We start from the raw sequence: 13,840 nt of genomic DNA on the forward strand, positions 1-13,840 counted from the left end.
CCAACCTACTCCCCTGTCAGTGCGTTCCACATGAACCGGTAGCTCAGCGCCCGGGTGAACGCGGTCTGTTCATTGTCCGAAGCGGCGGAATGTCCGCCTTCGGTGTCTTCGAAGAACCACACGTTCTCGATTCCGTGCGCCTGCATCCGGGCGGCCATCTTCCGGGCCTGCACCGGCCCCACCCGATCATCCGACGTGGCCGTCCAGAACAGCACCGGCGGATAGGCCTGTCCGTCCTCGAGGAGGTGGTAGGGAGAGAACTCTCTGATGAACGCCCAGTCCTCGGCCACGTCCGGGTCTCCGTACTCGGCCTTCCACGAATAGCCGGCGCTGAGCTTCGTGTATCGGGCCATGTCCAGCAGCGGCACTCCGCAGGACACAGCACCGAAGAGCTCGGGATATTGGGTGAGCATATTGCCCACCAGCAGGCCCCCGTTGGATCCGCCGGCGCAGGCGAGAGTCTGCGGGCTCGTCACGCCGCGGGCGATGAGATCGCGTGCCACGGCCGAGTGGTCCTCATAGCAGCGCATGCGGTTCTCCCGCATCGCCGAGGTGTGCCATTCGGGTCCGTATTCGCCTCCGCCGCGGATGTTCGCGAGGACATAGACGCCTCGGCGACCTGCCGGGAGGGTGTTGCCGGTGGTGCTGCGGCTGAGCCAGCCGATGCCGACGACGGGTGAGTATCCGGGAGTGCGGCTGACTTCGAAGCCGCCGTAGCCGTCGAGCAGGGTGGGATTCTCTCCGTCGAGTGCGAGGTCGTCGGCTCCGATCTGGAAGTACGGGATCTTCGTTCCGTCGGCGCTGGTGGCGAAGTGCTGCTCGACGCTCAGCCCTTCGGCACCGAACATCGCCGGTGCTGACTTGATCACCTCGATGGTGGACTCGTTCGTTCCCGCAGCTTCGTCCGAGGGGCCCAGGGTGCCGTACGACAATGTCGAGGGCGTGAGGAAGCCGGTGCTGACCATCCAGAAGTCGTTGGCGGTGGCCGGATCGTACTTGTCGACCGCGCCGAGGCCGACCATATGGTTGGCCGGGACTCCGGGCAGAGCGGATTCGGCGAAGTCGTTATTCAGGTCGAGGACCGTGAGCTTCGACTGCACGTCGGCGAGCAGCTCGAGCACGAGGTAGTCCCGGGTGAAGGTGAAGGACTGCAGGGAGGTGCGGGCGTCGGGGGTGAAGATCACGCGCGGAGCGATCTCGCCTGCCTTGACCACATCGATATCGGCGATGGCGAGGCCGCCGGCGGCCACCTCGGTGGTGGCGGACGTCCACGTCGACTGGGGTCGGAAGAGCACGAGGTCGCGCTCGAAGCCGACCTCGACGTCGGTGGGGACGTCGACCCTGTTGAGCGCGTCGGCCCATGCCGTCGGTTCGACTGACAGCGAACCGTCTGCGCCCGTGATGTCGGCGAGGTCGAGGAAGCTCATCGTCGAGTTGAAGAAGTCGATGGCGTCGATGATGACGGCGCGGTCGGTGGCCTCGGTGTCGGGGCGGATGTCGCTGCCGACGAAGATCGCCACATGGTCGCGCGGCACTTCGGCGACGATCGGGGCGTCGTCGAGGCTCTGACCGCGGCGGAGCGCTCGGGCTTGGCGTGGGTAGGACGAGGTCGTCAGTGAGTCGGCGTCGGTTTCGGTGGCGACGAGCACGGTGTCGTCGTCGAGCCAGGCCAACCGCGTCTTGGCGGCGGGGATGTCGAAGCCGCCGTCGACGAAGGCGCGGTCGTCGAGGTCGAATTCGCGGACTCGGTGTGAGTCGCCTCCGTCCGGGGACAGGAGGACGAGTGCGCGGCGGTTGTCGCTGCGGCGCACTATCGCTCCTGACCAGACCCAGGCGGTGTCTTCCTCTGCGGCCAGTTCGTCGAGGTCGAGCAGCACCTCCCAGTCGGGGGTGGCCGTGCGGTAGCTGTCCCAGAAGGTGCGTCGCCACAAGCCCTTCGGGTTCGTCTTGTCCCGCCAGAAGTTATAGAAGTGATCCCCGCGTTTGGCGACCATCGGGATGCGGTCGTCGGAGTCCAGCGCAGTGCGCAGATCATCGGAGATATCGTCGAAGAGTCCATCGTGAAAACGTTCGAGGGTCTTCGCGTTCTGGTCCTTCACCCAGGCGATCTGCTCCTCGCCGTAGATGTCTTCGAGCCAGATGTTTTCGTCGTCGGGCAGTTCGGCGTTCACCGTCGAGGCCGTCTTTGAGGAGTCTTCTTCACGCATGACCCCATCCTAGTGACCGCCGCTGACTCAGCCGCTCGGTGCCGCTGACGAGGAACTGTTCAGACGAGGATTTCTCACCGCGGGCTGCGGAACATGACCAAGCCGGGGTGCCCGTTGGGAGCCTCAGGCCCGTGGCCGAGTTCGATGAAGCCGAGTTCCTCGTAGAGCCGTCGTGCCGGGCTGTCGATATCGTCAGTCTGCAGCCAGCAGCCGAAGCGTCCGGCCTCCCCGATCCACGCTTCGAGAGTGCGCCGTCCCAGTCCTCGTTCGCGCCGGTTCGGATCACGGGCGAGCAGGTTGAGAGCGAAGGTCGCTTCGAGTTCGGTCGAAGCCTCGCCGAGGCGGCGCTGCAGTTCGAATGCCCACGGATATTTCTGTTCTTCCCATTTCCAATGGTGTCCGTAGGCGAATGAGCTCAGCCGTCCGTCGGGCTGGGTCCGCGTCAATGTCATGAGGACCTGTCCGTTGCGGACGGAGACTTCGTAGACGTCGGCGAACACTGCCGCGAACCTCGGGTCCTCGTTCAGCGGCGGCTCGGCGGCAGCGGCCCCATAGACTGCTTCGACCTCGTTGCGGGGCGGGAGGACTCCGGCGATTCCCGGCTCCGAGGGCATGCCCTGCCACAACGGGCCCATTCCCGTCGGCATCCCCCACACGATTTCGACCGCGGGATCGTCTGCGTGGCCGGAGGGCGCGATGTAGTCAGCGGGCGACGGCTGCCCGTTGAGGTCGTTCATGACTATCACCATAGTCCCGTGATGGAGCGGGCAGTTGAACTTTCGGTGACCACTTGTCATCGCTTCGGCAGACTCGGTTCACAGCCTGCCTCGGTGTTCGAGGATTGCGGCGCACAGGAGTTCTTCGGTGGGGCTCATCGGGCGTTCGTCGGCATCGAAGATGTCGATTCCGATGGTCGACCCGCCGACTTCGACGGTTGCCGAGTGCGAGGTCCGGCGAACGTACCGCCATGGGATCAGCACCGAAAACGCGTGTTCGGCTTCATCTGGTGAAGCACCGTCACGGTCGCTTGGAGAAATGGCACGAGCTCTGTCGCCCGGCGGCGCGGCACGGGTTCCGTCGCCGGGCGGCGCGGCACGGGTTCCGTCGCCGGGCGGCGCGGCACGATCTCCGTCATCGGTCGACGCCGTCGCCTCCGCTGCTTGAGCGTGCCCGCGTCCTGTTTCGGCGCCATGGCCTCGTCCGGTTCCTGCGCCATGGCCTCGTCCCGGTTCGGGGCCATGCTGTCGGCCGGGAAGTTGCTGCCGTTCCCGATCGTGCTGCTGATCAGGAGAATCCTGTTGGCCGGGGCCATGCCTCGCACCGAGTCCCCCGTCCTGAACGGAGGCGAATCCGGGATCGGGGTCGCTGAGTGGTCTGGTGCGGGTTTTGTAGTGGTGACCGGTCGGTGTGACGACCTCGAGGGCGTCGGCAGTTGCCTTGTGGCGCCAACCGCCGAGTTCTTTGAGATAGTTGCAGGCCGCGCACAGTCCAGAGGCGTTGTCCCAATCGGTTTCGCCGCCGCCGGCGGCCGCGTCGGCATGATCGGCGTGCTGGATGGGGGCCTCGCACCAGGGCGAGCGGCAGACGTCGTCGCGGAAGACGACCATGCGTCGAAGCAGCCCGGAGAATTCCCTGCGGCGCGAGTCCATCCTCACGAGCTGCCCGTCTTCGGGCCGCGTGTAGAGCCTGCGGATGAAGGTGGCGGCTTCGTTCTCGGCAACGACGGCCCTGGCGGCTTGCGCCGGGATCGGGCCGACTCCGGGGAACCACGCCGATTCTTCCCCGGGCCCGAACAGACTGCTGTCCTGCATGATGAGGTGGACTTCGGTGGGCACTGCCGCAGCAGCAGCCTGCCCGGTCAGTCGCTCGACCAAGAGATCCGCAGCGATCTGATTCTGACCTCGACCGTCGGCTCTGCCGGTGGCGATGACAGTCTGCGCCGACTTCTTGAGGTTGGCGAATGCGGCGACAGCCTGCGGCATCGGCAGCAGAGCGGTCAGATAAGCCATATTTCCCGGTGCCGGACGCACACTCACCGAGCGCTCTTCGACACAGCGCTCGAGGTGGTCGACTGCAGCCTTCTGATCGAGTCTCTGCGCGAGAGCCCTCACTTCGTTGCCCAGTCGCCTCACACCCACCTCGGCCAGGCGTCCGGCCATCCGCTCGTCGAGCTCGTGCTTCTTCTCCCGGGGAAGCCAGTCGGATTCCTTTGCGACTGTGCGGGCCTTCTCCTCCGAGATGTCGCCGCCCTTCATCGCCGTGTAGACATTGGGCAGATCCAAGAGCAGGGTCCGAGAGAATTTGAGCAGCGCGTTGCCACGGTGCCGGGAGACCTTTCTGGCCAAGCCGATCTCCGCACCGACTCCGAGGCCCTGCTTCTTGCTCGGGACTCCGTCTTCGGCTTCCCGATTCCTGCGGTGCATATCGAACGTCAGGGTTTCGCGGGCCTGCGCGGCGGCGCAGGCGGAGGTCAGCTCCTCGAGAGCCGTGATGCGATCGATCGCTTCTTCCTCGGTCGCGGCAGGAGGCATATCGGCCAGGCTCTCACACCACCGAGCGATCTCGGTGGGTACGTCTGGAACCTGCTTTGCCTCCATGTCCAGAACACTATCGTTCGCCACTGACACGAGACTTCGCGCGACCATCTGTGCAGGTCACCGCCTCATGGAACCAATTCCGTTGCCAAGCGACCCGAAGCGGAATTGCCCCGCTGCTTTCGCGACTGCCTCAGCTCAGTTCTTCACCGGTCGTCTCTCGGGCGAGGAAGCCCATGAGCAGCACGGCGACAACGACGAGCGCTCCGGTGAGGACGAACGTCAGCGTCAGTCCGAGCACGGGCCACATGAACGCACCGAAGACGATCGGAGCGATTCCTGTCGCCAGTCGAGACGCTGCCGAAGCCCACCCGAAACCGGATCCGCGCAGTCGGGTGGGATAGAGCTCGGAGACGTAGGTGTAGAGCGTCGGGATGGCGATCTGGATGACGAAGCCGAAACCGATGATTGCGGCCTTCGCGGTCCAGGTGAGGTCGGCGCCGGAGGCTTCGATGAATACGGCCGATCCGACGAGGAGGATGGCGGCCACGATCGACGAGACCCCGAGCACCCGTTTGCGACCGAATCGTTCGACGATGAGCGCGGAGACGATCACGCCGAGGATGCCCACCGCGGTCATCGACCCGGTGACGAGGAATGCCGCCTGATCGGCCAGCCCCTGCTTCTTGAGGATCCCTGGCAGCCATGTCAGTGCCGCGTAGTAGACAAGAAGGACGGAGACGAACAGCGACCAGGCGACGAGAGTCGTCCTCGCGGAATGCTGCCACAGCTGCACCAGCTGACCACTGGCCGCACGCAGCTGCCCACTGACCTTCGGTCCTGTGCCCGAGGTCGGCGTCGCAGCAGTCCCGCTGACTGGTTCGTGGGTCCATTCGGTGACGTCGGCGCCGGTGCGCTCGACCAGTCGCTTGATGATCGCATCGGCCTCTGCGTAGCGTCCGACCGAGGCCAGATAGAGAGGTGATTCAGGAATCCCGAAACGCACCGCCACCGTCAACAGAGCCGGCACGATCATGACGAGCATGATCAGGCGCCAGTCCCCGAAGCCGAGGAGGTAAGCCGACACGAACGCACAGAGCGAGGCACCGATCGGCCACCAGCCGTCCATAGCCGTGAGCACGCGTCCGCGGTGACGGCTGGGAGTGAACTCCCCGACGAGGGCGTAGTCGACGGGGATGCATCCGCCGAGCCCGAATCCGGCGAGGAAGCGGAAGAGGATGAACCATCCAAATGCGGGCGCGAAGGCTCCGGCGACGGTGAAGACCGAGAACACGAGGAGCGTGAGAGTGAATGCCTTCTTCCGCCCGATGACGTCGGCGATGCCGCCCCAGATGAAGGCACCAAGTGCCATGCCGATGAGGTTGGCGGTCGCGATCCAGGCTGCCTGGCCGACGGAGAGACTCCAATAGTCGCTGAGCAGCGGAATGAGGAATCCATTGAGCGCGACGTCCCATGCGTCGAACATGAAACCGAGCCCTCCGATGATGAAGATGGCACCTTGAGTGCGCCACTTCCATGGCAGGTGAGCGATGACTTCGGAGGCTGTCGGTACCGACGCCGAGGTGGTCGTGTGCACGAGGCCACAGTACCCCATTTAACGCACGGCTGAGTAAAATAACTGCCGACCGGTCACCCCGAAATCAACGGCTCCGCAACAGTAGACGGACAGACACAAAGGGCCGGACTCCGCGATCATCGCGACGCCCGGCCCTCCAGAGCCCCGACCCTCAGGCCAGTCGCACGAGCCAGTTGTTCTTGTCCTCGACGCGTCCGTACTGGATGCCGAGCAGCGTCTTGCGCAGCTCCATGGTCGTCTCACCGGCCTCTTCACCGTGGTCGATGGTGAAGTCTTCGCTGACGAGCTTGCTGATCGGCGTGATGACCGCAGCGGTGCCGCAGGCGAACGCCTCGACGATTTCGCCGCTGGCCGCGCCCTCGCGCCACTCCTCGATGGAGATCTGACGCTCTTCGGCCTCGAGTCCGAGCTGAGGAGCCAGTTCGAGCAGCGAACGGCGGGTGACGCCGTCGAGGATCGAATCGCTCAGCGCCGGGGTGAGCAGCTTGCCGCTCTTCGTCACGAGCATGAGGTTCATGCCGCCGAGCTCGTCGATGTACTTGTTCTCCACCGAGTCGGTGAATAGCACCTGCTGGCATCCCTTTGCTGCAGCTTCGTTGGTCGCCACCAGCGACGATGCATAGTTGCCGCCGCACTTGGCGAATCCCGTGCCGCCCGCGCCGGCGCGCTTGAGCTTCGGCGAGAGCCAGATCGACACCGGTTTGATGCCGCCGGAGAAGTAAGGTCCGGCCGGTGAGGCGATGGCGTAGTAGTCGACTTCGTGGCTGGCCCGCACGCCGAGGAACCGCTCCGTGGCGATCATGAACGGTCGCAGGTAGAGACTCGACTCATCGGCGTCCGACTCCGGCGTCGGAACCCATGCCTGGTCGAGGCTGACCAGGTGCTTGAGCGAGTTGATGAAGTCCTCTTCGGGCAGCTGCGGCAGCGCGAGACGCTCGGCGGACTTGTTGATGCGCGCGGCATTGCGCTCGGGTCGGAACGTCCATACCGATCCGTCGGCATGACGGTAGGCCTTGAGCCCCTCGAAGATCTCCTGGGCGTAGTGGAGGACGGCGGCTGCCGGGTCGAGCAGCAGCGGACCATACGGCCGGACCTCGTGTCCCTGCCAACCGTCATCGATCGTATAGCGGATGTGCGCCATGTGGTCGGTGAAGTACTGGCCGAAGCCGGGATCCTTCTTGATGTTCTCGCGCACCAGCTCGGGTTGCGGCTGGAGGTTCTTAAGAACGGTGAAATCTGTCATGAAAACTCTTTTCTCACTTGTGATGAGTGACACTTTCAGGGTAGTCCATCACCCCGGCGCTCGTCGCACCGGGGTGATGTCGTCAATCCTGAGATCGGGCGTCGCTCGGTTGGGTTCATCCTCGCAGAGGTGACCTTATGGCTACCCACCCGCCCCTCCGCCGAGGCGGTCGGTCCGGTCAGCCGAGGCGCGCCGCGATCGCGTCGCCCACCTCGGCGGTGGACCGCTTCGTTCCGTCGCGCTCGGCGAGGTCGGCCTCCACGGCCGTCTCGATCGCCTTGGCCACTGTCTCGAGCCCCAGCTGGGAGGCCATGAGCGCCCCCGAGAGGATCGAGGCGGTCGGGTCGGCGATCTGCTGCCCGGCGATGTCCGGAGCGGATCCGTGGATCGGTTCGAACAGGCTCGGCGCCGTTCCTTCGACGTTGAGGTTCCCCGAGGCGGCCAGACCGATTCCGCCGGTGACCGCGGCTGCGAGGTCGGTGAGGATGTCACCGAAGAGGTTGTCGGTGACGATGACGTCGTAGCGCTCGGGATTCGTGACCATGTAGATCGTGCACGCATCGGTGTGCTCGTAGTTGACGGCCACCTCGGGGAATTCCTGCCCGACCTTCTCGACCACGCGACGCCACAGGTGACCGGCGTGGACCATGACATTGTGCTTGTGCACGTAGGTGAGCTTCTTGTTCCGCGCCTGAGCGCGGGCGAAGGCATCGCGGACGGCGCGCTCGACGCCGTACCAGGTGTTGACCGAGACCTCGGTCGCAACTTCCTGCGGAGTGTCCGTGCGCACGGAACCGCCGGATCCGGTGTACGAGCCCTCGGTGCCCTCACGGACGACGACGAAGTCGATCTTCCCGGGCTCGGCCAGCGGGCTGGTGACTCCGGCGAACAGCTTCGAGGGACGCAGATTCACCGCGTGGCCCAGCCCGAAGCGCATCTTGAGGATGACCCCGCGCTCGAGCACGCCGGAAGGCACGGACGGATCTCCGCAGGCGCCGAAGAAGATGGCATCATGTTCACGCAGCGATTCGAGCTCTTCGTCGGTGAGCGTCTCACCGGTCTCGTGATAGCGCTGAGCACCGACCTTGTAATCGGTGAGTTCGAGCTCGACGGGTTCGCCTGACACCTCGATGGCGCGCTTGAGGACTTTGAGGCCTTCAGGGACGACCTCGTTGCCGATTCCATCTCCGGGCATGACTGCGATTGAGAACTTCATGCTCACAGAATAAGACTCAATCTCACGATACAACTACAGCGTCTTACAATGTGAACCGTCGTCTGCGCCGTCACAGAGGCGCGGAGGCGCAGCGACGTCGGCGCAACAGCGGCGCGAACACATCGGACGATGACCGCCGCACCCGCCGCTGCCCCGCGCTCCGTGTGCCGACATGAACAAATTCACGTCTCAATCACTGTTCTCGGCTACACATCCGACGCCGCAGGGACGAAAATGGAGACAGCACCCCAAACCCCGTGGGGGCCGCACGCAATCAGCCCCGAGAGAAAGTCGATCATTGACCGAAATCATCCGCAACGCCCGCGCCGCAGCTCTGCCCGCCAAACTCTCCCGGTCCTGGCTGCTCGTCAATGCTGCGAGGGAGGAGCTTTTCACTCCCGCGCAGACCTCGGAAGCGGATTCCGTCATCTTCGACCTCGAGGCCTCTGTCGCCGATGACAAGAAGATCGACGCCCGCGACAATGTCGTGCGCGCCCTCGATTCGGGAATGTCCGCCTGGGTGCGGATCAACAAGATGGAATCCGAGTTCTGGGCCGACGACCTCGCCGCTGTCGCCATGCTTCCGGGCCTGCGCGGAGTCATGCTGCCCGAGACCGAACGCCCCGAGCAGGTGTCCTACACCGCGATGCGTGCGAAGGCCGGCCTGCCCGTCCTCGCCCTCCTGGAATCGGCCCGCGGAGTGGAGAACGCCACCCGCATCGCCGAGGCGCCCGGCACCTTCCGCCTCGCCTTCGGCACCAATGACTTCCGCAAGGACACCGGCTTCTCCGGCGATCCGATGGCTCTGGCCTATGCCCGCTCACGTCTGACGATCGCCTCCCGCATGGGCGGCCTGCCCGGACCCATCGACGGCCCTTCGGCCGCCGATGCCGATGATGAGAAGGTCTGGGCCGATGCCGAAATCACGCACATGATGGGCATGACCGGAAAGCTCGTCCTCACCGTCGACCAGGTCAACACCCTCAACGAGGCTATGAGCCCGAGCGAAGACGAACGCGATTGGGCCCGCCAGATGCTCGAAGCCGCCGAAGGCGGATCCGAGATCACCGACGGCTCCTACCTGCCGCGCCTGGCCCGCGCCAAGAAGATCGCGTCCATGGCCGACGCCTACGGTCTCTGGAACGCTTGAGCCGACAGCCGCCTTGGCTGCTGTGGGCAACACTGCCCGCCGTCCTGCTCGTCATCGCCTTCGGGCTGTGGCTGCACCTCGACCGCATCGGCCCCACGCCGGTCGATCAATCCTGGTTGGAGTTCGTCGGCCTCGATAGGGGCTCGGTGCCGTATTGGATCGCCGTCGTCCTCGCCGAGGTCGGCGGCGGTACCGGTGTGGTCATCTGCACCGCACTGCTCACGGGCATCTTCGTGTTGCGCAGACGCCTGCGCTCGGCGCTCTTCCTCGTCACCACGATGCTCGCCGGCATCGCCGCCTCGGAGATCCTCAAGGCCATCGTCACCCGGCTGCGCCCCGGCGACCAGCTCTACGAATCCTTGGGATTCTCCTATCCCTCGGGACATTCGATGGGCGCGGCCGCACTGGCCATGAGTCTGGCCATCATCGCCTGCCGCCGTCATCAGCTGCGCGGATCGGCAGCCCAGGCAGAAGAAGTAGCAGAAGAAGTACAAGCACAAGCACCGAGGATGGGCTTCCATTGGTCGTTCATCCTCGCCGGGATCTGGATCCTCGGCATGATGTGGTCGCGGACCGCACTTCAGGTCCATTGGCTCACCGACACGATCGCCGGTGCCTTCATCGGCATCGCCGTCGCCGTTCTCGTCGACGAATTCTGGACCCTGACAGCGCAGAGGACCCGTTCACCCCGCTTCGCTCTGTGGCTTGCGGGGTGAACGGGTCCAGCTGCTGAGGGGCTCAGTCCTCCTGGAGTGAGACGCCGGTGAAGGCCGAGGCGTTTACGGCACCGGCCACAGCCTTGACGACCTCGTCCGAGACGACCGAATCCACGGCGAGCACGGACAGCGCCTCGTTGCTCGTCGACGCGGGCGAAACCTGCATTCCGGCGATGTTGACGTTGTTCGCACCGAGCGCCAGACCCAGCTGACCGATGATTCCCGGACGGTCCTCATAGCGGAAGATCAGCAGGTTGTCGGTCAGTTCGATCTCGAGGGAGTACCCGTCGACCTCGGTGAGCTTCTGCACGAGCTTCGGACCGGTCACGGTGCCGGACACGGAGATGCGCTGCCCGGTGCTCGTCGTCGCGGTCAGACGGGTGATGTTGCGGAACGATTCGCAGTACGGATCGGTGACGAGCTCGACGCCGATTCCGCGCTCTTCGGCCAGCAGCGGAGCGTTGACATAGGAGACCTGATCGGACACGACGTCCTTGAACAGGCCCTTGAGCGCGGAGAGCTTGAGGACGGAGACGTCCTTGTCGGCGATCTCGCCGTTGACCTCGACCTTGAAGTGCGTGACCGAGGAGTCGGCCAGAGCGTTGACGACCCTGCCCAGACGCTCGGCCAGCGGAATGCCCGGACGCACATCCTCGTGGATGGCGCCGCCTGCGACGTTGACCGCATCGGGGACGAGTTCCCCGGCCAGGGCCTTGCGCACGGACTTCGCCACGGCGACGCCGGCCTTCTCCTGGGCCTCATGAGTCGAGGCGCCCAGATGCGGGGTGACATTGACGGCATCGAGGTCCATGAGTGCCGAGTGCTCCGGCGGTTCGACGTTCCAGACATCGATTCCGGCACCGCCGACCTCGCCGTTGGCCACGGCCTCGGCCAGGGCCGCCTCGTCGATGATGCCGCCGCGGGCGACGTTGATGAACCGCGCTCCGGGCTTGGCCGCCTTGAGCTCCTCGGTGCTGATCATGCCGACCGTCTCCGGCGTCTTGGGCATGTGCACGGTGACGAAGTCGGACACGGCGAGCAGGCCGGGCAGGTCGAGGACCTCGACGCCCATCTGAGCCGCTCGGGCCTGAGTGATGTAGGGGTCGTAGCCGACGAGTCGCATGCCGAAGGCCTTCGCGCGTTCGGCGACGAGTCCGCCGATGCGGCCGAGGCCGACGATGCCCAGGGTCTTCTCGTAGAGTTCGACGCCGGTGTACTTCTTCCGGTTCCACTCCCCCGCCTTCAGCGAGGTGTTTCCGGCTCCGAAGTAGCGAGCCGAACCGAGGATGTGTGCCATCGTCAGCTCGGCTGCGGAGATAATGTTCGACGTGGGTGCGTTGACGACCATGACACCCGCCGAGGTGGCTGCGGGGACATCGACATTGTCGAGTCCGACTCCGGCGCGGGCGATCACCTTGAGGTTCTTCGCAGCGTTGATGGCTTCGGCGTCGACCTGCGTGGCAGACCGGACGAGGATCGCATCGGCGTCGGCGATGGCGGGCAGGAGCTGGGATCGGTCGGCGCCCTCGGTGTGACGGATCTCGAAGTCTCCTCCGAGAGCTTCGATGGTGGCCGGTGACAGTTCTTCGGCGATGAGCACGACGGGCTTGGGCACTGATTTCCTCCTGTTGCGTCCGGGACGCGTCCACCTTATGAGACTTTCAGGATTCCTTCACAAGGTCTCAGATTCTGGGAAGAATCGCTCAACAGACCGTGCTGCAGGCTCAGAATCCGTGGCGTGCTCAGAATCCGTTCGGCGAATACGGCGCGCGCCCCAGGCTGAACATTGCGCTGGCGAGTACGGCGGATCCCGGCGTCTGCTCATCGATGCGTCCGGCCCGCGCGAGGATGACGGGATCGGCCCCGCCGAGGTACAGGGACCCGAGCTCAGCGATGCCGAGCCCCAGGTCTGCCGGCGTCGAGTCGGAGGCAGGGGTCACCTCGGCGCTCTCACCATCAGAGGTGATCGTGAAGCGCCCCCCGGCGAGGTCGAGGGAATCGTCGATGTCGATCGTCAGCGTTCCGGGCACGTACCAGGGCCGGGCTTCGAGTGCGGCCTTGACGTCGAGGATGCGGATCCAGATATTGTCCTCGCTCGCGACGGTCTTCACACGCCTGGAATCGGTGAGCAGCCACGGCAGCGGGGAGTATTCGGCGGACTCGCCGAAGGTCACGCGGGTCGACAGATCGATGGCGGCGAGGAACGACCACAGGGAGGCGTAGGCCGCATCGGTGACGGCCACGAAGTCGATGATGTCGACGGTCGGCGGGGTCTTCGACCAGCCGGCGAACTTGTAGGACACATAGCCGTCGGGCTCGCCCTGTTCGTCGAAGTGCAGGGCCGCGCGGACGCCGCGGTCCTCTTCACCGGTCTCAGTGTTGAGGGCGCCGGTGGCGCGTTCGATGTAGGTCTGCTGACGCTCCATCGCTCCGGGCGAGGTGCGCATGAAACGGTCGTAGATCTTCGGAGCCAGTTCGCGCAGCTCGCTGGGCAGGCACATCTCGACCCGGCGATCGGGTTCGCGGACCATTTTGAACCCGGGCGAGGTGTCGACCTCGATCGAACGCAGCCAGGTGGCCACGCCGAAGCCGAAGCGCGAGTAGATTCCGCCTTCGGTCGCGGTCAGCGCGGCGAACGGGTAGCCGCTCGCCTTCGCCTCGGCGAGGTCCGTTGTCATCAGCAACCGCAGCAGACCGCGCCGGCGGTGGGTCGGTCGCACCGTGATCCAGGTGATGAGGTGACCCGGGACCAGCCGACCGCCGCCGACGTTGACGAGTTTTTCGAACCAGGCGAAGGTCGCGACCGGGATCGACGAATCCAATCCGTGGCCGAACTCCTGGTCGGCGTAGACGGCAGTGAGCTTGCGCCCATCGGCGATCGCCCGCTTCACCCTGCCCACCAGGGCCGCATCCGTCGAACGCGGGTCGTGGAAGCCCACACTCGTCGAGGCGAAGTACGCCTTGGTGCGCTCATCCGGCTCGCCGGTGGCTTCGTCGATGGTGGGCTCGAAGTCTTCGAATCTGTAATTCGTCACACATCCACAGTAGTCCAGATCGGTGCCGCCGTCGGTAGATTCTCCCGATCGATCGAAGTCTGGTGCCTTGGGATTGCTGAGTGAAGGAGCCCTGGACACCGAATGGTGTCCAGGGCTCCTTCTCTCAGCTCTCCCGGCTGGG

General features: G+C 65.1%; 10 protein-coding genes. 2 read left to right on the top strand and 8 right to left on the bottom strand.

Going from position 1 to position 13,840, the window contains the following annotated elements:
• Window positions 1–5 precede the first annotated feature (5 nt).
• The 6 genes from AC3CD9_RS08960 to AC3CD9_RS08985 all read right to left on the bottom strand — a co-directional run bounded on the left by AC3CD9_RS08960 (window position 6) and on the right by AC3CD9_RS08985 (window position 8,797).
• Window positions 6–2,207 carry a prolyl oligopeptidase family serine peptidase gene (locus AC3CD9_RS08960; protein ID WP_488367299.1) on the bottom strand — a complete coding sequence of 734 codons (2,202 nt, stop codon included), beginning with the start codon at window positions 2,205–2,207 and terminating at the stop codon, window positions 6–8.
• A gap of 74 nt (window positions 2,208–2,281) precedes the next feature.
• On the bottom strand, window positions 2,282–2,944 hold the full coding sequence (locus tag AC3CD9_RS08965) for a GNAT family N-acetyltransferase (RefSeq protein WP_488367300.1): 663 nt from the start codon (window positions 2,942–2,944) through the stop codon (window positions 2,282–2,284).
• A 78-nt stretch (window positions 2,945–3,022) separates the two neighbouring features.
• Window positions 3,023–4,804: a DUF222 domain-containing protein gene (locus tag AC3CD9_RS08970; protein ID WP_488367301.1), complete on the bottom strand. Its 1,782-nt coding sequence runs from the start codon at window positions 4,802–4,804 to the stop codon at window positions 3,023–3,025.
• A 130-nt stretch (window positions 4,805–4,934) separates the two neighbouring features.
• Window positions 4,935–6,338 (bottom strand): MFS transporter, encoded by a 1,404-nt coding sequence (locus AC3CD9_RS08975; protein WP_488367302.1) that lies wholly within the window; start codon window positions 6,336–6,338, stop codon window positions 4,935–4,937.
• 151 nt (window positions 6,339–6,489) lie between these two features.
• The gene (locus AC3CD9_RS08980) at window positions 6,490–7,581 is read right to left on the bottom strand and encodes a branched-chain amino acid aminotransferase (protein WP_488367303.1); all 1,092 of its coding nucleotides are present in this window, start codon (window positions 7,579–7,581) and stop codon (window positions 6,490–6,492) included.
• Between the two features lie 178 nt (window positions 7,582–7,759).
• Window positions 7,760–8,797, bottom strand: a complete 1,038-nt coding sequence (locus AC3CD9_RS08985; protein ID WP_488367304.1) for a 3-isopropylmalate dehydrogenase — start codon at window positions 8,795–8,797, stop codon at window positions 7,760–7,762.
• Between the two features lie 298 nt (window positions 8,798–9,095).
• Between AC3CD9_RS08985 and AC3CD9_RS08990 the strand changes: the two genes are divergently transcribed.
• Window positions 9,096–9,947, top strand: a complete 852-nt coding sequence (locus AC3CD9_RS08990; protein ID WP_488367305.1) for an HpcH/HpaI aldolase/citrate lyase family protein — start codon at window positions 9,096–9,098, stop codon at window positions 9,945–9,947.
• Window positions 9,944–10,663 carry a phosphatase PAP2 family protein gene (locus AC3CD9_RS08995; RefSeq protein ID WP_488367306.1) on the top strand — a complete coding sequence of 240 codons (720 nt, stop codon included), beginning with the start codon at window positions 9,944–9,946 and terminating at the stop codon, window positions 10,661–10,663. The genes AC3CD9_RS08990 and AC3CD9_RS08995 overlap by 4 nt, the downstream gene beginning before the upstream one ends.
• 22 nt (window positions 10,664–10,685) lie before the next feature.
• Here the strand turns inward: AC3CD9_RS08995 and serA are convergent, their stop codons facing one another.
• The gene (serA, locus tag AC3CD9_RS09000) at window positions 10,686–12,278 is read right to left on the bottom strand and encodes a phosphoglycerate dehydrogenase (RefSeq protein WP_262775202.1); all 1,593 of its coding nucleotides are present in this window, start codon (window positions 12,276–12,278) and stop codon (window positions 10,686–10,688) included.
• Between the two features lie 127 nt (window positions 12,279–12,405).
• The gene (locus AC3CD9_RS09005) at window positions 12,406–13,698 is read right to left on the bottom strand and encodes a GNAT family N-acetyltransferase (RefSeq protein ID WP_488367307.1); all 1,293 of its coding nucleotides are present in this window, start codon (window positions 13,696–13,698) and stop codon (window positions 12,406–12,408) included.
• Between the last annotated feature and the right edge of the window lie 142 nt (window positions 13,699–13,840).

The sequence above is a fragment of the Brevibacterium sp. MGP-B1 genome (assembly GCF_057766545.1).

Coding starts and splice junctions, on each gene's coding strand:
- AC3CD9_RS08960 (WP_488367299.1), bottom strand. CDS start 2,207: ATGCGTGAAGAAGACTCCTCAAAGACGGCCTCGACGGTGAACGCCGAA.
- AC3CD9_RS08965 (WP_488367300.1), bottom strand. CDS start 2,944: ATGAACGACCTCAACGGGCAGCCGTCGCCCGCTGACTACATCGCGCCC.
- AC3CD9_RS08970 (WP_488367301.1), bottom strand. CDS start 4,804: ATGGAGGCAAAGCAGGTTCCAGACGTACCCACCGAGATCGCTCGGTGG.
- AC3CD9_RS08980 (WP_488367303.1), bottom strand. CDS start 7,581: ATGACAGATTTCACCGTTCTTAAGAACCTCCAGCCGCAACCCGAGCTG.
- AC3CD9_RS08985 (WP_488367304.1), bottom strand. CDS start 8,797: ATGAAGTTCTCAATCGCAGTCATGCCCGGAGATGGAATCGGCAACGAG.